This window comes from Amycolatopsis palatopharyngis (genome assembly GCF_003385185.1).
GTDB lineage: Bacteria > Actinomycetota > Actinomycetes > Mycobacteriales > Pseudonocardiaceae > Amycolatopsis > Amycolatopsis palatopharyngis.
This window is the reverse complement of sequence record NZ_PQHZ01000014.1, coordinates 66326-92911: the sequence shown is the minus strand read 5'-3', so window position 1 is coordinate 92911 and position 26586 is coordinate 66326. Positions and strand designations below refer to the sequence as shown.

21 protein-coding genes, 2 tRNA genes and 1 pseudogene are annotated in these 26586 nt (G+C 67.3%); 18 read left to right on the top strand and 6 right to left on the bottom strand.

The genetic code is table 11. The features are described 5' to 3' along the window. Window positions 1-8: 8 nt before the first annotated feature. Window positions 9-359: pseudogene (locus D0C15_RS35705) on the bottom strand (C40 family peptidase); the annotation flags it as partial. Window positions 360-1158: 799 nt separating this feature from the next. Between D0C15_RS35705 and D0C15_RS13585 the strand changes: the two are divergent. Beyond that, window positions 1159-2028, top strand: a complete 870-nt coding sequence (locus D0C15_RS13585; protein ID WP_116044875.1) for a TIGR03619 family F420-dependent LLM class oxidoreductase — start codon at window positions 1159-1161, stop codon at window positions 2026-2028. Window positions 2029-2039: 11 nt separating this feature from the next. Then, window positions 2040-2483, top strand: a complete 444-nt coding sequence (locus tag D0C15_RS13580) for a nuclear transport factor 2 family protein (protein ID WP_116044872.1) — start codon at window positions 2040-2042, stop codon at window positions 2481-2483. 51 nt (window positions 2484-2534) lie between these two features. Here D0C15_RS13580 and D0C15_RS13575 read toward each other — a convergent pair whose 3' ends face one another. Further along, window positions 2535-3887, bottom strand: coding sequence for an HNH endonuclease signature motif containing protein (locus D0C15_RS13575; protein ID WP_245975751.1), 1353 nt, complete (start codon window positions 3885-3887; stop codon window positions 2535-2537). A 172-nt stretch (window positions 3888-4059) separates the two neighbouring features. Next, a tRNA-Gly gene (locus tag D0C15_RS13570) sits at window positions 4060-4133 on the bottom strand. Window positions 4134-4215: 82 nt separating this feature from the next. Here D0C15_RS13570 and D0C15_RS13565 point away from each other — a divergent pair. The 7 genes from D0C15_RS13565 (at window position 4216) to D0C15_RS13535 (ending at window position 10523) form a co-directional block, all read left to right on the top strand. Beyond that, window positions 4216-4289, top strand: a tRNA-Pro gene (locus D0C15_RS13565). Between the two features lie 295 nt (window positions 4290-4584). Beyond that, window positions 4585-6045 (top strand): trigger factor, encoded by a 1461-nt coding sequence (gene tig / locus D0C15_RS13560; RefSeq protein WP_116044870.1) that lies wholly within the window; start codon window positions 4585-4587, stop codon window positions 6043-6045. Between the two features lie 140 nt (window positions 6046-6185). After that, window positions 6186-6791: a ClpP family protease gene (locus tag D0C15_RS13555; protein ID WP_116044867.1), complete on the top strand. Its 606-nt coding sequence runs from the start codon at window positions 6186-6188 to the stop codon at window positions 6789-6791. A 28-nt stretch (window positions 6792-6819) separates the two neighbouring features. Continuing rightward, complete coding sequence (locus D0C15_RS13550; RefSeq protein WP_116044864.1) at window positions 6820-7443, top strand: ATP-dependent Clp protease proteolytic subunit; 624 nt, start codon at window positions 6820-6822, stop codon at window positions 7441-7443. Window positions 7444-7742: 299 nt separating this feature from the next. Continuing rightward, window positions 7743-9038 carry an ATP-dependent Clp protease ATP-binding subunit ClpX gene (clpX, locus tag D0C15_RS13545; protein ID WP_116044862.1) on the top strand — a complete coding sequence of 432 codons (1296 nt, stop codon included), beginning with the start codon at window positions 7743-7745 and terminating at the stop codon, window positions 9036-9038. A 57-nt stretch (window positions 9039-9095) separates the two neighbouring features. Then, the gene (locus D0C15_RS13540; RefSeq protein WP_116044859.1) at window positions 9096-9437 is read left to right on the top strand and encodes a hypothetical protein; all 342 of its coding nucleotides are present in this window, start codon (window positions 9096-9098) and stop codon (window positions 9435-9437) included. 156 nt (window positions 9438-9593) lie between these two features. Next, the gene (locus D0C15_RS13535; RefSeq protein WP_116044856.1) at window positions 9594-10523 is read left to right on the top strand and encodes a sensor histidine kinase; all 930 of its coding nucleotides are present in this window, start codon (window positions 9594-9596) and stop codon (window positions 10521-10523) included. Between the two features lie 15 nt (window positions 10524-10538). Here the strand turns inward: D0C15_RS13535 and D0C15_RS13530 are convergent, their stop codons facing one another. Then, a complete protein-coding gene (locus D0C15_RS13530; protein ID WP_245975766.1) occupies window positions 10539-11381 on the bottom strand; it encodes an alpha/beta hydrolase in 843 nt (280 codons plus the stop codon). Between the two features lie 150 nt (window positions 11382-11531). After that, entirely contained in the window at window positions 11532-12362 is an 831-nt protein-coding gene (fdhD, locus tag D0C15_RS13525) for a formate dehydrogenase accessory sulfurtransferase FdhD (protein ID WP_116044851.1), read from the bottom strand. A gap of 95 nt (window positions 12363-12457) precedes the next feature. On the opposite strand from fdhD, the gene D0C15_RS13520 reads away from it, so the two are divergent. The 6 genes from D0C15_RS13520 to D0C15_RS13500 all read left to right on the top strand — a co-directional run bounded on the left by D0C15_RS13520 (window position 12458) and on the right by D0C15_RS13500 (window position 18583). Next, window positions 12458-13822 carry an L-lactate MFS transporter gene (locus D0C15_RS13520; protein ID WP_116044848.1) on the top strand — a complete coding sequence of 455 codons (1365 nt, stop codon included), beginning with the start codon at window positions 12458-12460 and terminating at the stop codon, window positions 13820-13822. Beyond that, window positions 13822-13953, top strand: coding sequence for an MFS transporter small subunit (locus D0C15_RS35480; RefSeq protein ID WP_281270704.1), 132 nt, complete (start codon window positions 13822-13824; stop codon window positions 13951-13953). Before D0C15_RS13520 ends, D0C15_RS35480 begins: the two co-directional genes overlap by 1 nt. A gap of 99 nt (window positions 13954-14052) precedes the next feature. Next, window positions 14053-16605, top strand: a complete 2553-nt coding sequence (locus tag D0C15_RS13515) for a M14 family zinc carboxypeptidase (RefSeq protein ID WP_245975750.1) — start codon at window positions 14053-14055, stop codon at window positions 16603-16605. Window positions 16606-16631: 26 nt separating this feature from the next. Beyond that, window positions 16632-17054 carry a VOC family protein gene (locus D0C15_RS13510; RefSeq protein WP_116045001.1) on the top strand — a complete coding sequence of 141 codons (423 nt, stop codon included), beginning with the start codon at window positions 16632-16634 and terminating at the stop codon, window positions 17052-17054. After that, window positions 17051-17833: an SDR family NAD(P)-dependent oxidoreductase gene (locus D0C15_RS13505; protein ID WP_116044845.1), complete on the top strand. Its 783-nt coding sequence runs from the start codon at window positions 17051-17053 to the stop codon at window positions 17831-17833. Before D0C15_RS13510 ends, D0C15_RS13505 begins: the two co-directional genes overlap by 4 nt. Window positions 17834-17902: 69 nt before the next feature. After that, window positions 17903-18583 carry a GOLPH3/VPS74 family protein gene (locus tag D0C15_RS13500; RefSeq protein ID WP_116044842.1) on the top strand — a complete coding sequence of 227 codons (681 nt, stop codon included), beginning with the start codon at window positions 17903-17905 and terminating at the stop codon, window positions 18581-18583. An 18-nt stretch (window positions 18584-18601) separates the two neighbouring features. Here the strand turns inward: D0C15_RS13500 and D0C15_RS13495 are convergent, their stop codons facing one another. Beyond that, a complete protein-coding gene (locus D0C15_RS13495) occupies window positions 18602-20920 on the bottom strand; it encodes an FdhF/YdeP family oxidoreductase (RefSeq protein WP_116044840.1) in 2319 nt (772 codons plus the stop codon). A gap of 86 nt (window positions 20921-21006) precedes the next feature. Between D0C15_RS13495 and D0C15_RS13490 the strand changes: the two genes are divergently transcribed. The 3 genes from D0C15_RS13490 (at window position 21007) to D0C15_RS13475 (ending at window position 26583) form a co-directional block, all read left to right on the top strand. Further along, on the top strand, window positions 21007-23655 hold the full coding sequence (locus D0C15_RS13490; protein WP_116044837.1) for a valine--tRNA ligase: 2649 nt from the start codon (window positions 21007-21009) through the stop codon (window positions 23653-23655). 367 nt (window positions 23656-24022) lie between these two features. Then, the gene (locus tag D0C15_RS13480; RefSeq protein WP_116044832.1) at window positions 24023-25546 is read left to right on the top strand and encodes a sugar ABC transporter ATP-binding protein; all 1524 of its coding nucleotides are present in this window, start codon (window positions 24023-24025) and stop codon (window positions 25544-25546) included. Then, window positions 25543-26583, top strand: coding sequence for an ABC transporter permease (locus tag D0C15_RS13475; RefSeq protein ID WP_116044830.1), 1041 nt, complete (start codon window positions 25543-25545; stop codon window positions 26581-26583). Before D0C15_RS13480 ends, D0C15_RS13475 begins: the two co-directional genes overlap by 4 nt. Window positions 26584-26586 lie beyond the last annotated feature (3 nt).

Sequence of the window (26586 nt, the reverse complement as noted above, 5' to 3'; positions counted from 1 at the left end):
ATGGTGTGTCACCAGGCACGGCCGACGGTGTAGGCGTCGGTCCAGATCTCCTGCTTGCGTACGACGTCACCGGACTCGGGCGCCGCCCACATGGTGTTGCCACCTGCGTAGATACCCACGTGGTACACGTTGCCACCGTCGGCGAAGAAGATCAGGTCGCCGGGCTGCTTTTCGGCCTTGGCGATCTCCGGCAATGCGGCACGCTGGTCATCGGACGTGCGGGGCAGGTCGATCCCGTGTTGCTTGTGGACGTACTGGGTCAGTCCCGAGCAGTCGAAGCTGTCCGGGCCCGACGCGCCGTAAGAGTAGGACTTGCCGGCCTGGGCGGAGGCCGTCTCGACGAGCCGTTCACCGATGGACTGCTTGGCCTTCACCGTGACCGGCTTGGACGCGGCGGGGTCGTTCATCCGGTCACCCGGGTAGCTGATCCGCCACTGCGCGGTGCGGTCCACACTGGCCGGGATCTCGGCGACTCCCTTGTCATCGGTGGTGTCGGTGCCGCCCTCGTGCCAGGGCTGCCCCTGACCCCCACGCCACTGAAGCTTGACGTCCTCACCGGACAGTGGTCTATCCCCGACCCCGGAAAGGGTGCCCCGAAAGGTGACGGTCGTTCCTTCGTCGACCGACGAGGGGGCCGAGTCCATGGTCTGCTCCGTTGGAACGGCGGCAGCGGCGGTGCCGGACAGGCCGAGCAGGGTTCCTGCGCCGACCGCGCAGGCGATTCCCGCCGAGCTGAGGGCGCGAGCGGCCTTCCTGCTACCGGACGTTGTGGTGGGCGCGATCGTGTCCTCCGTGGTTGTGCGGTATCGGACGGTCGCCGAACGGACCCGGATGACGGACCGGCAGCTCGGCGGTAACGAAACGGTAACCACGTGATCGGGGGACTTGGCCACCGTCGCCCGCCGGTCGGCAATGCGCTCGGTCACAACGGGAAATCGTTGTCCCGTAAGGCTTTCCGTCTCGACCTGGGTAAGTCTGCCGACTCGGCGAGGACCCAAAGCGCGGCCGGAATGACCTGAATCACGGCTCTGGTGTGTTGTGCGTCACCGGCCTACTGGCAGGTTCGCCTCCCGTCACACCCCTGGTGGGCGAAACTAGAACACGTTATAGTTCTGCGCGTCAGCGGTTCTCGGTGCGTGCCGACGGGAGTGATAGGCCATGAAGTTCACGTTGTCGGTCGCGATGAACCCACTGGACCAGCTGACGGAGCTGGCGGTGACGGCCGAGGAGTGCGGTTTCGCCTCGGTGGCGCTTCCGGATTCGCTGTTCTACAGCGAGACCGTTTCGGCTGACTACCCCTATACGCCGGACGGCGCCCGGTTCTGGAACGAGGAGACGCCGTGGGCGGACCCGCTCGTCGCCTCCGCGGCGATGGGGGCGGCGACGAGCAGAATCCGGTTCTACACCTCGGTACTCAAACTGGGTTCGCGCAATCCGGTCCTGCTTGCGCGCCAGGTCGGTTCGGTGGCGGCCCTGACCGGCGACCGATTCGGCCTCGGTCTGGGAGTTGGCTGGTCACCAGAGGAGTTCGAATGGTGCGGGGCGCCGTACGCGAACCGGGGTAAACGCGTCGACGAGGCGATCGAGGTCCTGCGGCTCATTCTCGACGGTGGAATGGTCGAGTACCACGGAGAGTTCTTCGACTTCGACAAGCTGCGGATGAGCCCGGCGCCGCGGTCAAGGGTGCCGTTCTTCGTCGGTGGGCATACCGAGGTCGCGCTCCGGCGCGCCGCTCGGGTGGGAGATGGCTGGGCCTCGGCCATGATGAAGTTCGACGATCTGCGCTCGACGATCGACCGCCTTCGGTCACTGCGCGCCGAAGCGGGCAGGGGTGCGGATCCCTTCGAGATCCAGGCCGTGTGTATCGACCGGTTCGGCCTCGACGGATACCGCGAGCAGGCGGAGATCGGCGTGACGGACGTGATCACCATGCCCTGGGTCTTCGACGGCCTCGGCTTCGACGCCGACCTGCGGTCCAAGAAGGATTCAATCAGGAAGTTCGCCGACGAGATCATCGCCAGGTTCTGAAAGGGAGCGACATGAGCATCTCCGTCTGCTGGGACACCTCTGTCGAACAGCCGCCGGCGCGACAGGCCGCGATGCGTTCGATGGAAGCGGTGACGAGCGGGGCGAAGGAGGAGTGGCTGGCCCTGTTCGATCCGGACGGTGTGGTCGAGGACCCGGTGGGTAAGTCCGGATTCGACCCCGAAGGAAAGGGACACCACGGCCGGACGGGTATATCCGCCTTCTGGGACAAGGCGATCGCGCAGGTCGAACGCTTCGAGTTCGTCATAAGGGACTCGCATGCCGCGGGCGACGAGGTGGCCAACGTCGGCACGATCACCACGTTCCTGCCGGGGAACTACCGCGTCGACACCGACGGCGTGTTCGTCTACCGGGTGGGGGAGTCGGGGTTGATCGCCTCGATGCGGGCGTTCTGGGAGACCGAGCGGGCGCTCGCCACGGCCCGGCAGGTGGAGTAAGACGCGGTCAGGTCACTTGCCAATCCACGCAGATCTGGCTCCGTGCCCCGGTCACCAGGGATTGGTTCCAGCCATCGCCATTTTGCTGGCAGGCTTGGTGCAGGGGTGTGTGACCACCCGCGCCGGGAAGGCCGGTGAACGGGCCGGGCGTCGTGGTGGGTCGTGGACGGTGTTGCGTATGGGTTGCCTGCCGGGATCGAGCCAGGGCGGTGGCAGGAACTCCGGGACGCCGTGACGAATGCGGACTTCCCACTCACTGTGGTGCAGTATCCGATGATGCCGCGCGCATACCAGCACCAGATTGTCCAGATCGGTCAGTCCATGATGGACCCACCAGGCCACGTGATGCGGAGTGCACCACTTTGGCGCCCGATCACATCCGGGAAACGCGCATCCACGATCCCGTAGCACCAGGGCCCGCCGCTGGGCGGAACTCGCGTGCCGCGCTGACCGGCCAAGGTAGAGGATTTCGCCGTCGTGGCCGAAAATCGCCGGCACCACTCGCGATTCACACGCCAGGCGCCGGAGCTGGTGCACGGTGTCGGTGCCGGACACGTCCAGCACTGCTGCTTTGGCCCGTACTTCCAGTTCGGCCAGGGTGACCGACACGATCAGTACCGCTCGTTCCCCGCCCTGTACCGACAGGTCTTCCGCACGGGCGGCGAGTTCGATGATCTCGGCCAGAGCGTCACCCTGGCGCTGCACGACCGTCCGCATGTCGGGCTCGCCGTCCTCATCCTTCGGGCGCGGCTTCGCCAGTGGGCCCAGCAGCCCTTGCAGGGTGGCGCCGGTTTCGGCGTCGAACTCGCCGCTGAATCGCATCCGCCCGTCCAGCCCGTGCCGGAAGCGGAACTCTCGCCGAGGTTCAGTGGCCTGCTCGTCCTTTGGCTTCGGGCCGTCCTGGTCCCAATACCCCCGCAGCCGCAGGCCGGCCCGATGTACCTTCTCCGGGCTCGCCTGTGCGGCCACGTCCAGCAAAGTGCGCTCGTCCGCGGCCCGGCGGTCGGCGGGCAGCCACTCGGGGCAGTGTTCGAAGACCGAGCAGATCTGCCGGACATGCTCGGCGTTGATCTCACCCCGGCGCAACGCCTCTCCCGTCGCCGCCAGCCCCGCGCCCAGCGGGGTCCCGGCGCCAGTCGGGGCAGCAGCGGGTTGGGTGGCCACGGCCTGGGTTCGACGTGCCTCCGCCTCCCGGCGCGACACGCGAGCAGTTTCGGTCAGTAGCGAGATGGTGTCGCTGAACCCCAGATCGGTGGCCAGTCCCCGCCGTTCCACCTCACTCACTACCTCCAGCATCTCGCTGTAGGCACGACGAAGAACTCCCTCGCGCGTCAGCAGCGTCGTGATCAGCTCCTCGCCGGAAAGCTGCCACAACGTCCGCGTCGCGCGAAGGTCTTCATCCACCCCTCCATCCTACCGCGATTTCTCGAACACACGTTCGAATTCGCCCGAAAGAGGAGGGTGGTCACGGCACGTCGCGACCGGCCCCTGTCAAGAAAGAGCAGCAGCGCCCGCGCTCGGGCCCTGCCGCTCTTTCTCTGACCTGCTCTGTGTCTCTGGCCTGCTGTTCTATCTGTGGAGCGGGCGACGGGAATCGAACCCGCGTAGCCAGTTTGGAAGACTGGGGCTCTACCATTGAGCTACGCCCGCGTGCCCCGGAGGACCGGGTGCGACGCCATCATAACGGGTACCGCTAAGGTGGTCACACACCGCCCAGGGCGTGGCGGAACATCGGGGTGTGGCGCAGCTTGGTAGCGCATTCGCTTTGGGAGCGAAGGGTCGCAGGTTCAAATCCTGTCACCCCGACAGCACGGTCTTGATCACCAGCACGTATCCGGTCCGCCGGGTACGTGCTGGTTTCGTTTTGGGCCCTCACGTCTGGTCGGCGGGTATCGCCTCGCCCCTGGGCATGCGGGCCTGTGGGCGACGGGCTGTCCGGCGCGAAGAGTGGCCGGGCCGCGCCTATCCGCAACCCGGGCTCGAGCTGCCGAGTCACTGCCCTAGACTCGGGGGTCCGGGTTGCCTCATGCAGGGATAATGACCTGGGATCATCCGATTGCTTTCTGTCAAGACAGCACCGCCACGGCTCGAGGAGAAAACGTTGAAGAGCACCGTCGAGCAGCTCAGCCCGACGCGCGTAAAGATCAATGTCGAGGTGCCGTTCGACGAACTCAAACCTAACTTCGACCGCGCCTACCGCAAGATCGCCCAGCAGGTGCGAATCCCGGGGTTCCGTCCCGGCAAGGCTCCGGCCCGTGTGCTGGAGAGCCGGATCGGCCGCGCCCCGGTGCTCGATGAGGTCGTCAACGAGGTCATCCCGGCGAAGTACATGGAGGCCGTGCAAGCCGGTGAGGTGCGCACCTTGGGTCGTCCGGACTTCGAGGTGACCAAGCTCGAAGACCGTGAGGTGCTCGAGTTCACGGCCGAGGTCGACGTGCGTCCGGAGATCAACCTGCCCGACTTCTCGGGCATCTCGGTCAGTGTCGACGACGTCGAGTTGAACGAGTCCGAGGTCGACGAGCAGCTCGACGAGCTGCGCGCCCGGTTCGGCACGCTCGCGGGCGTGGACCGGCCCGCCGAAAACGGGGACTTCGTCTCGATCGACCTGTCCGCCACGGTCGACGGCGAGGAGGTGCCCGACGCGTCCACCTCCGGCCTCTCCTACGAGATCGGCTCCGGCCAGCTCGTCGACGGCATCGACGAGGCCATCATCGGGGCCAACGAGGGTGAGACGAAGACGTTCACCACTCGGCTCGTGGCCGGAGACTACGCGGGCAAGGACGCCGAGGTCAGCGTCACCGTCCAGTCGGTGAAGGAGCGCGAGCTCCCGGAGCCCGACGACGAGTTCGCGCAGCTCGCGAGCGAGTTCGACACGCTCGAGGAGCTGAAGAACGACCTGCGCGAGCGGCTCAGCCGCGTCAAGAAGATGCAGCAGGGCGTCGAGGCCAGGGACAAGGTCCTCGAGTCGCTCCTGGAGTCCACCGAGGTGCCGCTTCCGGAGAACGTCGTCGCGGGCGAGATCGAGAACCGCAAGCACGACGCGATCCACCCGTTCGACCACGACGAGGAGGCCTTCGCCAAGTCGCTCGAGGCCGAGGGCAAGACGGTCGAGGACTTCGAGAACGAGGCGCGCACGGAGTCCGAGAAGGCGGTTCGTACCCAGCTGCTGCTGGACACCATCGCCGACGCGGAGAACGTCCAGGTCAACGATGCGGAACTGACCGAGCGGATCATCTACCAGGCGCAGCGCTTCGGCGTCAGCCCGGACGAGTACGTGCAGCGTGCCCAGCAGTCGGGGCAGCTCGGCGCGATCTACGCCGACGTCCGGCGCGGTAAGGCGCTGGCTTCGATCGTCCGGGGTGCCACGGTCACCGATTCCGCCGGCGAGCCGATCGACCTCGACGAACTGTTCGGCAAGGAGGACGGGGCCGAGGAGAACGACGCCGCCGCGACCGAAGCGACGGACGCAGTCACAGCCGAGGCCACCGACGAGGTGACCGCATCGGGTGACGCGGACGAGACCGACGTCACCGAGACGGCGGGAACAACGACGGATCGGTAATGCTCTCAGCGAACTTGGGCGGTGTCAGGCATTCTGCACCGCCCAAGTTCGTTAAGGTCGAGTGCAAGATCCTCAGTGACGAAAGACAGCAAAGTGGGTCGCGTACGCCGGGGCCCACGGCGGCGAAAAGGCAGGCAGACGTGATGCAGCACATGCCCGAGGCGCGGACGAGCACCGCGGGACTCAACCTGACCGACTCGGTGTACGAACGACTGCTCCAGGAGCGCATCGTCGTTCTCGGATCCGAGGTCAACGACGAGGTCGCCAACCGGATCACGGCGCAGTTGCTGCTGATGGACGCGGACGACTCCGAGTCGGACATCCGCTTCTACATCAACTCTCCCGGCGGCTCGGTGACCGCGGGCTTCGCCATCTACGACACGATGCAGCTCATCTCGCCGGACGTGCAGACCTACGCGATGGGGCTGGCGGCCTCGATGGGGCAGTTCCTGCTCTCCTCGGGCACGCCCGGCAAGCGCTACTCGCTGCCGCACGCGCGGATTCTGATGCACCAGCCATCCGCGGGAGTGGGCGGCACGGCCTCGGACATCGCCATCCAGGCCGAGGTCTTCGGCAAGTGGAAGCGGCAGCTCGCCGAGATCACCGCCGAGCAGACGGGGCAGTCCGTCGAGCAGATCATCGCCGACGGTGACAGGGACCGCTGGTTCACCGCGGAAGAGGCCCGCGAGTACGGCTTCGTGGACCAGGTTCTGACGCGCGAAACGCGCCCTGGTGCGGGCAGCTGACCGGTATCGCGCTGACAAGGAGACCTTCATGAGCCAGCTTCACCTTCCGCAGTCCCGGTACGTGCTGCCCTCGTACATCGAGCGCACCAGCTACGGGGTCAAGGAATCCAACCCCTACAACAAGCTGTACGAAGAGCGGCAGATCATGCTCGGCGTGCAGGTGGACGACGCGTCGGCGAACGACGTGATGGTCCAGCTGCTGCACCTCGAGCACGAGGACCCGGACCGCGACATCATCATCTACATCAACTCGCCCGGTGGCTCCTTCACCTCGCTGATGGCCATCTACGACACGATGCAGTACGTCCGGCCGGACATCCAGACCGTCTGCCTCGGCCAGGCGGCCTCCGCCGCGGCCGTGCTGCTCGCGGCGGGCACCCCCGGCAAGCGTCTTGCGCTGCCGAACGCTCGCGTGCTGATCCACCAGCCGGCGACCGAGGGCACCTACGGTCAGGTGTCGGACCTCGAGATCCAGGCGAACGAGATCCAGCGTGTCCGCCGGCTGTTGGAGTCGACGCTCGCCAAGCACACGAACAAGTCGGTCGACGACGTGCGCACCGACATCGAGCGGGACAAGATTCTGACGGCCGAGGAGGCCAAGGAGTACGGCATCATCGATGAGGTCCTGCCGTACCGCAAGGGCTCGGCGTAGGGCTGACAGGCGGCTGGGAACCGCGGATCACCGATCGTGGTGATCCGGGTTCTCGGACAAGCTCTGACATCGGCAGACCTGAATCGCTGACCGGTGTGTGTCGGGTGACGACACACACCGGTCTCCTGGTCTAGGGTCTGCCCCGGCGCGCCCCGCCTGGCCCAGGTCCTCCCCACGAGGGCGTCGGGCGGGTACCGTCAAAGGAAGCGCGTGAGTCCCCGGCCGGTTGTAGCGCGGCGGCGGGGGTGGGTGAGACAGTCAGGTGTACCTGTGCACCGGAGGGGACGAGGTCAACGGTCATGGCACGGATCGGCGACGGCGGAGACCTGCTGAAGTGTTCTTTCTGCGGGAAGAGCCAGAAACAGGTGAAGAAGCTCATCGCCGGCCCCGGCGTCTACATCTGCGATGAGTGCATCGACCTGTGCAACGAGATCATCGAGGAAGAACTCGCCGAGGCCGGGGACGTCAAGCTCGACGAGCTGCCCAAGCCCGCCGACATCCGCGACTTCCTCGAGCAGTACATCATCGGCCAGGACGACGCCAAGCGGACGCTGGCGGTCGCTGTCTACAACCACTACAAGCGCATCCAGTCCGACGACAAGGGCGGGCCGAAGGATGCCAAGGACGAGCCGGTCGAGATCGCGAAGTCCAACATCCTGATGCTCGGTCCCACCGGTTGCGGTAAGACGTATCTCGCGCAGACCCTCGCGAAGCTGCTGAACGTACCGTTCGCGATCGCTGACGCCACCGCGCTCACCGAGGCCGGCTATGTGGGCGAGGATGTCGAGAACATCCTGCTGAAGCTGATCCAGGCCGCGGACTACGACGTCAAGCGGGCCGAGACGGGCATCATCTACATCGACGAGGTCGACAAGATCGCCCGCAAGTCGGAGAACCCGTCGATCACCAGGGACGTCTCCGGCGAGGGTGTGCAGCAGGCATTGCTGAAGATCCTCGAGGGCACGACGGCCTCGGTACCCCCGCAGGGTGGGCGCAAGCATCCCCACCAGGAGTTCATCCAGATCGACACCACGAACGTGCTGTTCATCGTGGCGGGAGCCTTCGCCGGCCTGGAGAAGATCGTCAACGAGCGGGTCGGCAAGCGTGGTCTCGGATTCGGCGCGGAGATCCGGACCAAGTCCGAGATCGAGGAGAGCGACGTCTTCACCGACACCATGCCGGAGGACCTGATCAAGTTCGGGCTGATCCCCGAGTTCATCGGCAGGCTTCCGGTGGTCGCGAGCGTCACCAGCCTCGACAAGGAATCGCTGGTCCGGATCCTCACCGAACCGCGCAACGCACTGGTCAAGCAGTACAAGAAGCTCTTCGAGATGGACAACGTCGAGCTCGAGTTCACCAAGACCGCGCTTGAGGCGATCGCCGACCAGGCGGTTCTGCGCGGCACGGGTGCGCGTGGGCTGCGGGCCATTATGGAAGAAGTTCTGCAGCCGGTGATGTACGACATCCCGAGCCGTGACGACGTGGCGAAGGTCGTCATCACCGAGCAGACCGTGCGGGAGAACGTGAACCCCACGATCGTCTCGCGCCAGCCCTCACGGAGGCAGCGCAGCGAACGTGGCGAGAAGTCGGCCTGACCCGCGGCCTCATGACGGTTCGTGCGCTGCGACCGGTCGGCGAGTGAGGCGAGAAGAATGACTCAGCAGCCAGGCCCGGACAATTCGACCGAGGTGTACGGGGTCAGCGAGCTGGCTCAGCGCATCGTCGGGGCGGCACACCGGCGCTACCCTGTGCTGCACACGGTCGCGGTCGTGGCCCTCTCGGTACTGGCCACCGTATGCGTCGCCGCGACGTTCACCCGCCTTTCGCCCCTGCCCCTGCTGCCGTTGCCGCTGCTCGGTGCCGGCTTCTTCGCGGTGCACAGGGCCAGAAGGGCAGACGACGACCGTTCGTTGCTGCTGTGGTCCACAGTGCTTGTCTCAACCACTGCTGTGGCATTCTGGCTGATCGGCGTGATCGCGCGTGGATTGGACTGAACCTGAGCTGATGTCGCGTTCCGTAGTGCCGGTGGTCGCTGTGCGTGTTCACTCCCGGAGAGCCTCGTCACAGCTCGGTCTCTCCGTTCACTCCCGGGTTTGCGATTCCCGGAACCGGGGTAGAACCGACCCGGATAACCAACGGGAGGACAGCAAGTGACGGCTCACGCTGCCGAAACCGGCACGTTCTCGCACCCCGCGCTTTTCTATCGTGGTCGTGACGAGTACCTGGCGGGGACGGTGCCGTTCGTATTGGACGGCCTTGCCGCCGGGGAGCCCGTCGCGGTCGCGGTTCCCAGTGGCAATCTGGATCTGATCAAGGCCGAACTGGGGGCCGCCGCCGACTCCGTTCACTTCGTGGACATGGCCAGCGCTGGCGTCAACCCTGGTCGCATTCTGCCCGGTGTGCTGCTGGCGTTCGCCGACCAGCATCAGGGCCCGGTGCGGTTGATCGGCGAACCCATCTGGCCCGATCGCTCCGACCTGGAGTATCCCGCCTGCGCACAGCACGAGGCTCTGATCAACCATGCTTTCGCCGGGCGCACCGCGACCGTGCTCTGCCCCTACGACGCGGCGAGCTTGACTGCTGATGTTCTCGAGGACGCCGAGGTGACCCATCCCGAACTGATCGGGGCGGATGGCTCGACGACCAGCGTGTCCTACGATCCCGATCGAATCATCAAGCAGTACAACTTCGTCCTCGATCGGCCGGGCGATGCCCCGACTTCCGCATTCGACCTGAGTGGTCTGCGTGTTGTGCGTTCCTTCGCCGTCGACCGGGGCATCGAACTCGGTGTCCGCGGTGAGTTGCTGGACGATCTGGCGCTCATCGTCGCGGAACTGAGCGCGAACAGCGTGGTGCACGGGGGCGGAACCGGTGCTCTCTGGATCTGGCGCGAGGGCGATTATGTCGTCTGCGAGATCGAGGACAAAGGCCATATCGCCGACCCACTCGTCGGCAGGATTCCCGCACCCCCGGATCAGCTTGGCGGCCGGGGGTTGTTGATGGTCAACCAGATCGCCGACCTGGTGCGGGTGTACTCCGAACCGGGCAGCACCACGGTCCGGACCTACCTGCGAGTGTGAACGTGCCCGTCGCCGTCACGCCGGCGACGGGGCACGTTTTCCGAGGAACCGGACGAGACTCGGCACGGCGGAACGAAAGAACCTTTCGTTGTGACCACCGGGCCCGACATACGCGATTTCTGGTCTGGCCAGTGCGATGAAGCGGCGATTTCCTTCGATGAACCGGTCGTTGGTGCCGCACCAGATTCCGGTCGGTATGTCCTGGGTCGCGAGAACGTTGCGCAGCGGATCCAGCGAGGCCCAATCCGCCCTGTCGCGGAACGCGCGCCGTTTACGCATCTCGGTCCATGAGGTCAGCAGGGCCGCCGAGAGCGTGGCGATCGCGGCGGGTGGATGACGGTGTTCGGTCCGGCGCCGCGCGTAGAGCAGGGCTCCGAAACCGCCCATCGACGTTCCCGCGCAGGCGAAGGGAGTGCCGCTCGCACCCCCGAGCCCGCGTTCGCGAAGCCAGCCGGGAAGTTCCTCGAGCAGCATCGCCATCGGGTCGTCACCGCGCCGGTGCTCGTGCCAGTAGGTGTCGCCGCCGTCGACCGCGACGAACCCGAAGGGGGGCACCCTGCCCCGCGCGACATCCCCGCTGAGTTGCCGGAGCAGGCCGCCGGGCAGAGCGCTGCGAGCGCTGCCCCGTAACCCGTGCAGGAACAAGACCATCGGCAGTCCTGGGCGCGGCGATCTGGTCGGCAGGGTGGTGACGAGGTCGACCGGGCGTCCACGGGCGAGTGAGAACACCTGCTCGATCCTGGTATGGCCGAGTCGCGTGACCGGTGACGGTGAGGCGACCCCGAGCGCGCGCTGCATGGCCGCGCCGAAAGGCAACGTCTCGGTGGCTACCCCGACCGCGAAGCCGGCGACGCCCATGGCGGACGTACCGGCGATCAGCAGTGAGCGCCGGGAGTGTCCCGGCCGGACGAACTCACGTTCGGCGGCACGGGACGGTCCTCTGTCGGCCGGGTCATCCATGGCGGTCCTCGCCTTCGCATGCTCCGACCCCAGTCTGCCTCTGGTTGGTCAGTCCGCGCCAACGATGCGTTCGGCTCCGCAGTAGACGTTCATACTCTCGCCCCGCAGGAAGCCCACCAGGGTGATGCCGTGTTCCTCTGCGAGCTCCACGGCCAGCGAGGACGGTGCGGACACGGCTGCCAGAACCGGTATCCCGGCCATCGCCGCCTTCTGGACGAGTTCGAACGAAGCCCGGCCCGAGACGAGCAAACCACAGGTCGCGAGCGGGATCCGTTCCTCGAGCAGGGCCCAGCCGATGGCCTTGTCCACCGCGTTGTGCCTGCCGACGTCCTCCCGTACGACCAGCAATGAGCCATCGGCGTCGAAGAGCGCGGCGGCGTGTAGCCCACCGGTACTCGCGAACACCCGTTGCCGCTCGCGTAGCGCGTCGGGCAGGCCCGCGAGCACCTCCGGAGTCAGGTTCAGTGTCGATCCGGACGGATCGAAGCGGGTTTTCAGCCGGACGGCGTCCAGCGCGGCCTTACCGCACACCCCGCACGAAGAGGTCGTGTAGAAGTTGCGTTCCACCCCGGCCTCCGGAGGCGGCACATGGGCGGCGAGGGCCACGTCGAGCACGTTGTAGGTGTTGCGTCCGCTGTCGTCGACACCGTCGCAGTAACGCGCGGTCAGCACGTCAGCCCGGGCGCCGATCACCCCTTCGGACAGCAGGAATCCGTGCGCCAGTTCGACGTCGCTGCCCGGCGTGCGCATCGTGACCGCGAGGGCCTTGCCGCCGACCCGCAGTTCCATCGGTTCCTCGACGGCGAGGGTGTCCGGCCGGACACGCTGTCCATGCGAGGAGAACCTGCGCACCGGTCGACGGACGGTGAGCCGACCCATGGGGCTCCTTTCGTTCGGTGCATTGGTACTGCGAACATATGGCCAACCACATAGATTGAATGTTTGACCAACCGTCAGCGTACGGAGGCGCCTGTATGGCTGTCAGCTTCCTGGACCGGTCTCACAGCATCGCACCACCCGGCTGGAGTCGCTGGTTGATCCCCCCCGCGGCACTGTCGATCCACCTGGCGATCGGCCAGGTGTACGCGTGGAGCGTGTTCAAACCTCCGTTGGAGGAGTCACTCGGTCTCTCCGGTACACAGAGCGCGCTGCCATTCCAGCTCGGCATCGTGATGCTGGGGCTGTCCGCCGCCTTCGGGGGCACCATGGTGGAGCGCAAGGGACCGCGCTGGGCCATGTTCGTGTCGATGACCTGCTTCTCCGCCGGCTTCCTGATCTCGGCCCTGGGCGCGCTGACCGCACAGTACTGGCTGATCGTGTTCGGCTACGGCGTCGTCGGTGGCATCGGCCTCGGTATCGGCTACATCTCACCGGTGTCCACGCTGATCAAATGGTTCCCCGACCGGCCCGGGATGGCCACGGGCATCGCCATCATGGGCTTCGGCGGGGGTGCGCTGATCGCCTCACCCTGGTCGAGCCGGATGCTGCAGTCCTTCGGCACGTCGACCGAGGGGATCGCAGGCAGTTTCGCCACACACGGCGTGGTGTACGCGGTGTTCATGACCGTCGGTGTGCTCCTCGTGCGGGTGCCGCCGGAGGGGTGGCAGCCCGCCGGGTACCGGCCGGAGGCCGCCCGCACCGGAACGCTGATCACGACCGCGCACGTTTCGGCATCCAACGCGCTGCGCACACCGCAGTTCTGGCTGTTGTGGATCGTGCTCTGCTTCAACGTGACGGCGGGCATCGGAATCCTGGAGAAGGCCTCGCCGATGATCACCGACTTCTTCGCCGGCACCGCGGTTCCGGTCGGCGCCGCGGCCGCGGCCGGATTCGTCGCACTGCTCTCACTGGCCAATATGCTCGGCCGCTTCGTCTGGTCCTCCACATCGGACCTGATAGGCCGGAAGAACATCTACCGGATCTACCTCGGCGTGGGAGCGCTGTTGTACCTGCTGATCGCGCTGACCGGCAGCTCGTCGAAGCTCATCGTGATCCTCAGCGCGATGGTGATCCTGTCCTTCTACGGCGGCGGCTTCGCGACCGTTCCCGCCTACCTGAAGGACCTGTTCGGCGCCTTCCAGGTCGGCGCCATCCACGGCAGACTGCTGACCGCGTGGTCGACGGCGGGCGTGCTGGGTCCGTTGATCGTCAACGCCATCGCCGACGCGCAGTCGGCGGCGGGCAGGAGCGGGCCGGACCTCTACCGGATGTCGTTCTACATCATGATCGGCCTGCTGGTGCTGGCCTTCGTCGCGAACGAACTGGTCCGGCCCGTCGATCCGAAGTACCACGAGCCCGCAGAGGACAAGGTGAGTGCGGGAACCGGAGGTGAGAAGTGATGGCCGCGTCCGAGCAGGGCGGTTCGCGCAGGACTCCGCTGCTGGTGTTCGTGTGGTTGTGGGTCGGGCTTCCGTTCGCGTACGGCCTGTTCGAGCTGGTACGGAAGGTGATCCAGCTCTTCGGCATCTGACCGGGCTCTGAGCCGTTCGGGTCGCGGTTCGAGATAACTCTTGCCTTGTTATTAGCCAGGCGAAAGACTCGGGCGCGTTCCGGACCCGGAGGTAGTTCAGTGTCCCGATTCCGCCCAGCTCGCGCCGTTGTCCTCGCGCTCGTCGCCCTGCTCACCCTGTCCGGGGCCATGCTGCCCACCGCGGCAGCGGCTCCACCGGTCCCGCCCGACACGGCGACGCACCGCGAGCAGGGAAACGGCGCCGAACGTAACCGGGTCGCGGCGACCGACCCGGCCAAACGAGCTCTGGCCGCACGGGCCGGTGCGAATCGCGACTGGGGCGACCAGGAGGGGTACCCGCGCAGGACCGAGTTGCGCGAGTACCCCGCCGACCCGTCCGACAAGGCGATCAAGCTGGGGCTGGTGCCATATCACGAACTGGCGCCTCAGCTGAACGAACTGCAGGCCCGCAGCGACAGGGTCTCGGTGGAGGTGGCCGGAACCTCCACGCTGGGCCGGGATCTGTACCTGGTGACCGTGACCGCCCCCGAACGCCCCGCCGAGACCCGGCGCCAGCACCGCTGGCGTGAGCTGATCGAGGACGACCCGAGGGCCGCGGCGCGCGACCGTGCGCTGGCCAGGAACTACAAGGCTCCGGTGTGGATCAACGCCAACATCCACGGTGACGAGTGGGAGGGCACCGACGGGGCGATGCGCGTCATCGAGCAGCTGGCGACAGCGCAGGACCAGGCGACCCGGCAGCTGCTGGACAACACCAGGATCTACTTCACGGTGACCAACAACCCTGATGGCAGGGTGGCCGGTACCAGGGCGAACGCCGCGGGATTCGACGTGAACCGGGACCACATCACCTCGACTCAGCCGGAGTCCCGCGCGGTGCGTGACGTGGTCATCGGCACGCAACCGCTGGTGATGCTCGACGAGCACGGTTACACGGGTACGACCCTGATCGAGCCGGCGACACCGCCGCACGGGCAGAACTACGAGTACGACCTCTACATCAAGCACGCCTACGCCAACGCGCTCGGCATGGAGAAGGCGGTCGGTGAGCTCGGCCATCCGGAAACCAACACGGCGAACATCCCCTTCCGCGACTTCGAGCCGGGGGAGTGGGACGACTGGCCGCCGATCTTCACGCCGATGTACTCGATGTACCACGGCGCTGTCGGGCACACCATCGAAGTACCGCTGCGCGTCAACCGGGCCCAGTACGACCAACTCCCGGTCGAGGAACTGCGCAGGCGTTCGCGCATCAACACCGACGTGGCCGAGGCGACCATTCGAGCGGGGATCGACTACACCCTGAGCAATCGGCGGGAGTTGATCGCCGACCAGATCGAGCAGTTCCGCCGGGGCTGGGCGGGTGAGCCCGCACGGGAGATCGCCGACGGATTCGTCCCGGGGTTCGGGCAGGAGGACCGCTACTCGGTGGAGTTCCCCCGGGCCTACGTGATCCCCTCGGGGCAGGACCAGCGGTCCGCTCCCGCCGCTGCCCGCCTGGTGGACCACCTCGTGGCCAATGATGTGCGGGTCGGCAGGGCGGAGCGGGCGTTCCGGCTCGACGGCGAGGACTATCCCGCCGGCTCCTATGTCGTCGACATGCACCAGCCCAAGCGCGGACTGGCCAACGTGATCCTGGACGAGGGCGCCGACATCTCCGCCGACGTGCCACGGATGTACGACATCTCCGGTTGGAGCCTCAGTCTGCTCTGGGGAGCCACCGTCAACACCGCTGAGCAGGCACCGAAGGGGCGGTTCACCCCGGTACAGGTCGCCGAACCCACCGGCGCCGTGGTGGCGCCTCCCGGCGCGGACCTGGCGTTGCGGCTCGTCGACGGCAAGGACGTGCAGGCGCTGAACGCCCTGCTCGCACAGGGTATTTCCGTGCACCGGCAGGAAGACGGCAACGTCGTCGTTCCCGCGTCGGCCCGCGAGGCCGTGGCGGCCGTGGCGGAACGGTTCGGTGTGGAATTCACCCGCGCCGCTTCCGGCGACCGTGGCCCGATGCTGCACCGGCCGGTGATCGCCGCCGCGGTCGCCCCGGACGAACTCGCTGTGCTGCGCGAACTCGGCTTCGAGGTGCGGCCGGTGTCCACGACCGCGCTCAACGACGGATTCGACCTCTCCCGCGCGGATCTGCTGTACGTCTCGAGCGGGCTGTCCTACTCCCGGCTCGATCCGGAAGCCAGGGCAGCGGTCGATGCGTTCCTGGCGGACGGTGGCGGTGTGGTCACCAGGGGCACGACCGGGGCCACGTTCAACGATGAGGCCGGGCTGCTCGATGTTCGCGCCGTCAACGGCAGGCGAGACGCCAACGGCGTGGTGACCGTCGCCCGTGGCGAGGGACCGGTTGCCACGGGCACCGGGGGACACGCGTTCGTGTACTCCCCGATCTGGTTCACCGACCTGGGTGCGGGGGTGAGCGCCGAACAGCTCTACGGCGAAGGTAACCCGCTGATCGCCGGTCACTGGGCGAAGGATGCCGAAGGTCGCGGCCCCGAGCAGGCGGCGGAGTCGGCGGCCGTGGTGTCCGGCATGGCGGAGCGGGGCACGCGTACCGTGCTGTTCGGGACGGAGCCGCTGTTCCGGGGCCACCCGAAGGGATCGTATGCCCAGGTCGCCTCGGCGGTGTTGTGGGCCGCCGGCGGCTGAGGGAGCAACAGGAGGGACAGCACAGCATGACGGAGCGACCGGGTTTCCACCTGGCCATTCCGGTGGACGACCTTGGGCGGGCGCGCGAGTTCTACGGTGCGGTACTCGGCCTGGCCGAGGGCAGGTCGGACACCGCGTGGGTGGACTGGAACTTCCACGGACACCAGCTCGTGACGCACGTGGTGCCGGGCGCGCGGAGCGAGGCCGGGCACAACCCGGTGGACGGGCATTCCGTGCCGGTGCCACATTTCGGCCTCATTCTGCAGGTCGAGGCCTTTCACGTGCTGGCGGAGCGGTTACGGGCCGCGGGAACCCGGTTCGTGATCGAGCCCTACCAGCGGTTCGCGGGCGAACCGGGCGAGCAGTGGACGATGTTCCTGCACGACCCGGCTGGAAACGCGTTGGAGTTCAAGGCGTTCCGGGACGAGTCGCAGATCTTCGCGACGTGACCGCCGAGGAGAACGGGCCGCGCGGGGTGCTGGTCACCGGCGCGTCGAAAGGGATCGGCAGGGCGGTCGCACTGGCGTTCGCCGAACGCGGCGACAGGGTGGCCGTGCACTACGGGAGCGACGCCGACGCGGCCCGGCGGACACTGGCGGAGCTGCCCGGATCCGGGCACCTGCTCGTCCAGGGCGACCTGTCCGAACCGGAGGGTGCTCAGGCCGTCGCCGATCGCGCCGAGGAGGGGCTGGATGGCGTTCGGGTGCTGGTCAACAACGCGGCGGTCGGGACCACACTGGACAACGCCCATCCCGTGCCAGAAACGTCCTATTCGGACTGGCAACGAGCGTGGCAGACGAGCTTCGCGGTCAACGTGTTCGGTGCGGCGAACCTGACCTACTGCGTCACCAGGCATATGATCGCGGCCGCGGCAGGCGGCCGGGTGGTGAACGTCGGTTCGCGAGGTGCGTTCCGCGGCGAGCCCGACCATCCGGCCTACGGCGCGGGCAAGGCCGCGCTGCACGCGCTCGGTCAGTCACTCGCGTTGTCCCTCGCCCCACACGGGATCGCGGTGACCTCCGTGGCCCCGGGGTTCACCGCGACGGAGCGGGTGGCCGGTCGTCTCGCAGGCGCCGCGGGTGAGGCGCTGCGAGCGCAGAGTCCGTTCGGCCGTGTCGGCAGCGCCGACGAGATCGCCGAGGCCGTGCTGTACCTGGCCTCCGGCCCCGCGGAGTGGGCCTCGGGTGCGATCCTGGATCTGAACGGCGCGTCGCACTTCCGAACCTGACGGCCTCGAGTTGGGATTCTCGATCGAGTGGCCTGCGGAGGAGATCCCCTCAGCCCTAGGCTGGGGCGCATGTTGATTGCGGAGGACCTCATCCTGCTGGCGTTCGACGACGAGACAGGTAAGGCGTCGGCGGGGGTGGGCAACCTCGACTACGCGCTGGCCGGGGCCTTGTTGATCGAGCTGGCCATGCGCGGCCGCATCGATGTCGCAGGGGAGGAGGACGAGGCCGAGGCGGGCAGGCTGATGGTCCTCGACACGGCACCGACCGGCGAGGCAGCGCTGGACGAAGCGTTGAGCCGGTTGGCGAAACTCGACGGCAAGAAGCCCAAGGACGCCCTCTCCCCGCTCACCCGCGACGGACTGCGGACCCGCCTGCTCGACCGGCTGGCCGACCGCGGCATCCTGGCCAAGGACCAGGGCAAGTTCCTCGGCCTCTTTCCCACCACCCGCTGGCCCGCCACCGACTCGGAGCACGAGGCGGGGGTCCGCCACGCGCTGCATCGCGTGCTCGTCGACGGTGAGCGGCCAGCCGAGCGGTCTGCGGCGCTCATCGCACTGCTGACGGCCACGGACTCGGTGACCAAGGTGCTCGACGTCGCCTCCGCGGACCGCGATCTGGTGCAGCGCAGGGCAAAGGAGATCGCCGAGGGCAACTGGGTCTCCGACGCGATGCGCAAGGCGGTGGAGGAGATCACGGCCGCGGTGATGGTCGCCGTGTTCGTGCCGACGATCATGACCTCGGGCAACTGAGTCCGCCGAGTCCGTGTCCTATTCCGTTGCCGGTTCCAATCTGACCACAATGGACTTGGACACCGGAGTGTTCGACGTCTTCGCTACCGAGTCCAGCGGAACCAGGGCATTGGCCTCGGGGAAGTAGGCGGCCGCGCAACCGCGCGCACATGGATAGGCCACCGCGCGGAATCGGGTGGCCCGCCGGTCCCCGGCGCCCTCGCCCTGCCACTCGGACACCAGATCGACCAGGTCGCCGTCCGCGAAGCCCAGTGCCGCGAGGTCGTCCGCATGGGCGAACACCACTCGCCTGCCGTCCTCGATGCCGCGGTAGCGGTCCGAAAGTCCGTAGATCGTGGTGTTGTACTGGTCATGGCTGCGCAGGGTCTGCAACAACAGCCTGCCCTCCGGGACCGCTGGGTACTCCAGCTCGCTCGCGGTGAACGTCGCCTTTCCCGTCGCCGTGCCGGTGAACTCGCGCGCGTCGCGAGGAGCGTGGGGCAGGACGAAGCCGTCGGGGTGGCGGACGCGTTCGTTGTAGCCTTCGCAGCCGGGCACGACCCTGGCGATACGGTCCCGGATCAGGTCGTAGTCCTGGGTGAGTTCGGCCCACGGCACGGGATGGTCCTGGCCGAACAGGGCCCCGGCGAGGCCGCACACGATAGCCACCTCGGACCGCAACTCCCGGGCCGCGGGTTCGAGCCTGCCCTGGGATCGGTGCACGACGGACATGGAGTCCTCGACGGTGACGAACTGCTCGCCGGAGGCCTGCAGGTCCTGTTCGGTGCGGCCCAGGGTGGGCAGGATCAGGGCGGTCCGGCCGTGCACGACGTGCGAACGGTTCAGCTTGGTCGACACCTGCACGGTGAGCTCGCACGACCGAAGTGCCCGTTCGGTGAGTTCCGAGTCCGGGGTCGCCGCGGCGAAGTTGCCCCCGACGCCGAAGAAGACCTTGGCCCTGCCGTCGCGCATCGCGCGGATCGAGTCCACTGTGTCCCAGCCGTGTTCACGCGGGACGGTGATCCCGAACTCTCGCTCCAGCCCGGCCATGAACGGTTCCGGCATCTTCTCCCAGATCCCCATCGTGCGATCACCCTGCACGTTGGAATGCCCGCGGACCGGACACAGACCCGCGCCTGGCTTGCCGATCATGCCGCGAAGCAGCGCCACGTTGGCGATCTCGCTGATCGTGGCCACCGCATGCCGGTGCTGGGTCAGGCCCATCGCCCAGCAGTAAACCGTGCGCTCGGAGTTGGCCAGCAACCGCGCGATCCGTTCGATCTGCTCGCGGGGCAGGCCGGTGGCCCGGTCCACCTCGTCCCAGTCGAGGGTGTGCACCTGCGCCGCGTACTCGTCGAAGGCGTGGGTGCGCTGCTCGATGAACTCCCGGTCCAGCACGGTGCCGGGTGCTTCCCGCTCCCAGGTGAGCAGCAGGTGGCCCAGCGCCTGGAAGAAGGCGAGATCCCCGCCGAGCCGGATCTGGGCGAACTCGTCGGCCAGCGCACTGCCCTTGCCCAGCACACCGCGGACGTTCTGCGGGTTCTTGAACCGCATCAGCCCGGCCTCCGGCAGCGGGTTGACCGCGACGATCGTGGCACCGCCCGCCTTGGCCTTCTCCAGTGCCGAGAGCATCCGAGGATGGTTCGTGCCGGGATTCTGGCCGACCACCAGGATCAGATCGGCCTGGTGGATGTCGGCGAGGCTGACCGAACCCTTCCCGATGCCGGTGGTCGCGGTGAGCGCCGCACCGGAGGACTCGTGGCACATGTTGGAGCAGTCCGGCAGGTTGTTCGTGCCGAAGGACCGGACGAGCAGTTGGTAGAGGAATGCCGCTTCGTTGCTGGTCCGGCCCGAGGTGTAGAAAACGGCCTCACCCGGATCGGCCAGCTCGCGCAGGTGGTCCGCGACGAGCGCGAACGCGTCGTCCCACGCGATCGGCTCGTAGTGGGTGGCATCCTCGCGCAGCACCATGGGATGGGTGAGCCTGCCCTGCTGGCCCAGCCAGTAGTCGGTCCGCTGTGCCAGTTCCCGCACGGGGTGGGCGGCGAAGAACTCCGGGCCGACCTGACGCCGGGTCGCTTCCTCGGCGACGGCCTTTGCGCCGTTCTCGCAGAACTCGGCCGGCCCGCGGTGCCCGCCGTCGGCCTCCCGCGGTTCCGGCCACGCACACCCGGGGCAGTCGAATCCCTCGCGCTGGTTGAGCAGGCGCAGGGTGCCGAGCGTGCGGACCGGCCCCATCTGCTCCATGCCTCTGGCCAGCGACACCGCGACTCCGGGCAGGCCTGCCGCCCAGGTCTTGGGCTTGCCGACCTCGAGGCGGCTCTCGTCTACATCGTCTTTGGGTCCGTTCCGAGTCACCCGCACATCCTGCGGGTTCCCGCTCCATAACGCGAGTACCGGTGCCAGCGGAAGGCAGTTGGGACCGGTTCGTAGACTTACCTACTGTGACGGTTAATGGCACCCCGCAGCAGACCGACCTGCCCGGCAACTGGAACCCCGCGGACTCCGAAGCCGCGATCTACCAGCGCTGGGTAGACGCCGGCTACTTCACGGCGGACGCGGAGTCGGACAAGCCGCCGTTCTCCATCGTGCTGCCACCGCCGAACGTCACCGGCAGCCTGCACATGGGTCACGCGCTGAACCACACGCTCACCGACGCGGTGAGCAGGCGGCGCCGGATGCAGGGCTACGAGGTGCTGTGGCTGCCAGGCATGGACCACGCCGGGATCGCCACCCAGAACGTGGTGGAACGCCAGCTCGCCGGGGAGGGACTGTCCCGGCACGACCTCGGTCGCGAGGCGTTCGTGGAGCGGGTCTGGGAGTGGAAGAACGAGTACGGCGGCAAGATCCTGGACCAGATGAAACGCCTCGGCGACGGCGTCGACTGGTCCCGTGAGCGGTTCACCATGGACGAGGGCCTGTCGCGGGCGGTGCAGACGATATTCAAGCGTCTGTACGACGACGGGCTGATCTACCGCGCCGAGCGAATCATCAACTGGTGCCCCCGCTGCCACACCGCGCTGTCCGACATCGAGGTGGAGCACTCCGAGGACGAGGGCGAGCTGGTCTCGATTCGCTACGGCGACGGTCCCGATGCCATCGTCGTCGCCACCACCAGGGCCGAGACGATGCTCGGGGACACCGGCGTCGCCGTGCATCCCGATGACGAGCGCTACGCGCACCTCATCGGCACCGAGGTGGAGCTGCCGCTGACCGGCAGGCTCATTCCGATCGTGGCCGACGAGCACGTCGACCCGGAGTTCGGGACCGGCGCCGTGAAGGTCACCCCGGCCCACGACCCGAACGACTTCGAAATCGGCAGGCGGCACGGGCTGCCGGCGATGACGATCATGGACGAGCGGGCGGTGATCACCGCGCCGGGTCCGTTCGAGGGACTCGACCGGTTCGAGGCACGGCCCGCGATCGTCGCCGCTCTCCGTGAGCAGGGCCGGATCGTCGCGGAGAAGCGTCCCTACCTGCACTCGGTCGGGCACTGCTCGCGATGCGACACGGTCGTCGAGCCGCGGCTGTCACTGCAGTGGTGGGTGAGCGTCGAGCCACTGGCCAGGGCCGCGGGGGACGCGGTGCGCGACGGCCGCACGAAGATCCACCCGCCGGAGCTGGCCAAGCGATACTTCGACTGGGTCGACAACATGCACGACTGGACGATCTCGCGCCAGTTGTGGTGGGGGCATCGGATCCCGGTCTGGTACGGCCCCGACGGTGAGACGGTCTGCCTCGGACCGGACGAGCAGCCACCGGCAGGGGAAGGCTGGCACCAGGATCCGGACGTCCTCGACACCTGGTTCTCCTCGGGGCTCTGGCCGTTCTCCACGATGGGCTGGCCGGAGTCGACGACCGAGCTGGCGAAGTTCTACCCGACCAGTGTGCTGTTCACCGGATACGACATCCTCTTCTTCTGGGTCGCCAGGATGATGATGTTCGGGCTGTACGCGATGCAGGACAACGGGGAGCGGCAAGCGGTTCCGTTCGAGCACGTCTACCTGCATGGACTGATCCGCGACGCGGGCGGCAAGAAGATGTCGAAGTCGCGCGGCAACGTCATCGACCCGCTTGACTGGATGAACACCTACGGCGCGGACGCGACTCGCTTCACGCTGGCGCGGGGCGCGAACCCGGGCAGCGACATGGCGCTGGCCGAGGAGTGGGCCGCCGGTGCGCGCAACTTCGGTACCAAGCTGTGGAACGCCACGAAGTTCGCGCTGCTGAACGGGGCCACAGTGCAACGGCCGGTGCCGTCAGTCGAGGAACTCACCGAGGTCGACAAGTGGATTCTCGGCAGGCTCGGCACCGTTGTGTCCGAAGTGGACGATCTGTTCGAGACTTTCCAGTTCGCCAAGATCGGCAACCTGCTCTACCACTTCGTCTGGGACGAACTCTGCGACTGGTACGTGGAACTGGCGAAGGTGCAGTTCTCCGGACCGACCGGGGACGGCACAAGGGCGGTGCTGGGGCACGCGCTGGATACCGTGCTGCGACTGCTGCACCCATTCATGCCGTTCATCACCGAGAAACTTTGGGTCGCGCTCACCGGCGGGGAGTCGCTGGTTGTGGCGTCCTGGCCGCAGCGTCATGCGGACCACGAGGCTCACGCGGACCCGGTGGCCGCGGCCAGGGTCGCCGACGTGCAGAAGCTGATCACCGAGATCCGCAGGTTCCGGGCCGATCAGGGGCTCAAGCCGGGGCAGAAGGTGCGGGCCACCCTCTCCGGTAGCGGCTTCGAGGCACTCGCGGGCCATGAGGACGCGATCCGCGCACTGGCGCGGCTGACCGAGCCCGATGCGGATTTCGCGGCCAGCGCGTCGATCGAGGTCGGACTTGCCGACGGAGTGGCCGACGTCCAGTTGGACCTGTCCGGTGCGGTCGACGTCGCCGCCGAGCGTAAGCGGCTGGAGAAGGACCTCGCGGCCGCGCAGAAGGAACTCAAGCAGACCGAGGGAAAACTGGGCAACCAGGCCTTCATGGACAAGGCACCCGCCGAGGTGGTCGACAAGATCCGCACGAGGCGGGACATCGCGGTGGCCGACATCGAGCGCATCGACGCCCGGCTGGCATCCCTACCTCAGGCCTGACACCACTCTCTCCACCCTGCCGCCAACGGCGCTCCGCCCCGACGATCGCACGCCGGAGCGCCCCTCCCGAATGCCCCGGGACGCCCCGGAGGATGTCCCCAATGTGGCGTTGGGGAACTTGGATGTCCCCAATGTGGCGTTGGGGAACTTCAACGTCCCCAATGTGGCGTTGGGGAACTTGAGCGTCCCCAATGTGGCTTTCGGGAACTTCGACGTCCCCAATGTGGCATTGGGGAACTTCGGTGCGCGCTATGAGGGCCCGGTCGGGCGACACTGGATAACTTTTTGATTTCATGAGCCGAGTTTCTGCGTATGTGCAACAAACTTTTGTTTGACACGCACTGAAGCTCTCCGTAATGTCCGGCTCATGTCTGTGACTGGCCTCACGCCACCCGATCGTGTCGGACCGGCTGTCAGGTTGAGTGCGATCCGTAAGCAGTTCCTCGGCGTCGAGGTGCTGCACGGTGTCGATCTGGAGTTGTGGCCCGGCGAGGTGCACGCCCTTGTGGGTGAAAACGGTGCCGGTAAGTCAACGCTGATGAAGGTGCTGGCCGGGGTCTACCGCCCGGACGGCGGCACGGTGGAGGTGGAAGGACAACGGCAGACGTTCGGTTCCCCGAGGGAGGCACAGCGCGCCGGGATCTCGATCGTGCATCAGGAGTTCACCCTGCTGCCGGATCGCACGGTGGCCGAGAACGTCTTTCTCGGCCGGGAACCGGTGCGCCGGGGGCAGGTGGACCGGGCCCGGCTCGAAGCGGACACCGCCGAGCTGTTCGAGAGCCTTGGCGAGCAGGGCATCTCTCCGCGTACCCAGGTCCGCCGACTGCCGGTGGCTCAACAGCAGGTGGTCGAGATCGTCAAGGCGCTGTCCACCGACGCGCGGGTACTCGCCATGGACGAGCCGACGGCGGCGCTGGCCGACCACGAGGTCGAACTGCTCTACTCCCTCGTGCGGCGCCTCTGCGAACGCGGGATCGCGGTCCTCTACGTCTCACACCGGTTGCGCGAGGTGTTCGACCTCAGCTCCAGGATCACGGTGCTCAAGGACGGCTCGCTGGTCACCTGCCAGGAAACCGGCGAACTTACCAGCGAGAGCCTGGTCAAGCACATGGTCGGCCGCCCACTCGAATCGCTCTTTCCCGACAGGGCCACAGCGGCTGAGACCGGACCGGTTCGCCTGGCACTGCGGGCAGCTGGCAACGACCGGGTCCGGGAGCTGTCCCTCGAGGTGCGTGCGGGCGAGATCGTGGGGCTCGCCGGACTGCAAGGGGCGGGCCGATCAGCGGTGGCCAGGGCCATCTGTGGTGTGCAGCCCTTCACCGAGGGCACCCTCGAACTCGACGGCGCGCCGGAACGCATCCGCTCACCGCGCGCGGCGGTGCGCCACGGCATCGCGCACGTCACCGAGGATCGCAAGGGGGACGGACTGGCCTTGCGCCAGTCGGTTCGGGACAACCTGCTGCTGGTGCGCAGGGCGGCGTTCGGCCGCAGCCGCGGTGCGCGGGGAGTCGAGGAGCTGCTGCGTGAGGTCGCCGTCGTCTTCCGGAGCACAGATCAGGACGTGCGGTTCCTGTCCGGCGGAAACCAGCAGAAGGTGGTGCTGGCCAAATGGCTCGCGGTGGAGCCGAAGATCCTGGTCGTCGACGAACCGACAAGGGGGATCGATGTGGGTGCCAAGGAGACGGTCTACGAACTGCTCCGTGGTCTCGCCCGCGAGGGGGTGGCAATTCTGATGATCTCGTCCGAGCTGCCGGAGTTGATCGGCATGAGCGACCGCGTGCTGGTGATGCACGACGGTGAACTCGCCGGGGAGCTGCCCGCGGGCGCCAGCGAGGAGTCCGTGATGGCGCTGGCAACGGGGCATCGGCTCGGGATGCAGGAGGCTTCGTGAGCAGCACGGCGGTTCGCTCCGATCCCCAGCCCACTCCACCACCAGTAAACCGTCCTCGATGGACTCAACGGATCACACCGACGGTATCGGTGTACCTGGCGCTGGTGCTCGTCCTCGTTGTCGGCAGTGTGCTGGTGGCGGCGGACGGCGGCATGTTGCTGGACCAGGGCGGGATCCAGAACATCCTGACCCGAAGCACGGCGCTCGGACTCGTCGCCATCGGACAGACGATGGTGATCCTCACCGGAAAGCTCGACCTCTCGGTGGCTTACCTGATCGGGCTCACGTCGTTGATCGCGGCGGAGACGATGGCAGGCGATCCCGCGATGATCGTGCCGGGAGTACTGCTCGCCGTCGGCTGTGCGGCCGCAATCGGCCTCTTCAACGGCCTGGTGGTGACCAAGCTCAAGGTCAACGCCTTCATCGCGACCCTCGGGACCGCCCTGATCATCCGCGGCTACCTGGAGAACGGTTACAGCGGCCCCGCGGGGCAGGTCCCCCGGGTCTTTCAGCATCTCGGGTTCGACCGCATCGGCCCCGTGCCGATCTCGACACTGCTGATGCTCGGTCTCGCCGCGCTTGCCTGGTGGTATCTGACCAGGACCCGCAGTGGCTACCACTTCTACGCCGTGGGCGGGGACGAGGATGTCGCCAGACTCTCCGGCATCCGCACCGACCGCACGGTGATCAAGGCGCACGTACTCTGCTCTGTCCTCGCCGGACTGGCCGGGGTCTTCCTGGCCAGCAGGCTCGGCTCCGGAGCACCGTACGTGGGCACCGACGCCGGTTACGACCTGGAGTCGATCGCCGCCGTGGTCCTCGGCGGCACCTTGCTGGCAGGCGGTAGAGGCGGTGTCGCGGGCACGATCGGCGGCGTCCTCATCCTCGCCTCGCTGGACACGACCTTCGACCAGCTCGGCGTCTCCTCGTTCTTCAAGGATGTCGTCCGCGGAGTCGTCCTGATCGTCGCGGTGGCGTTGTACGCGCGCCGCCAGATGTCTCCGGGAACACGACTGCTTCCAGGGAGGCGACGATGACGC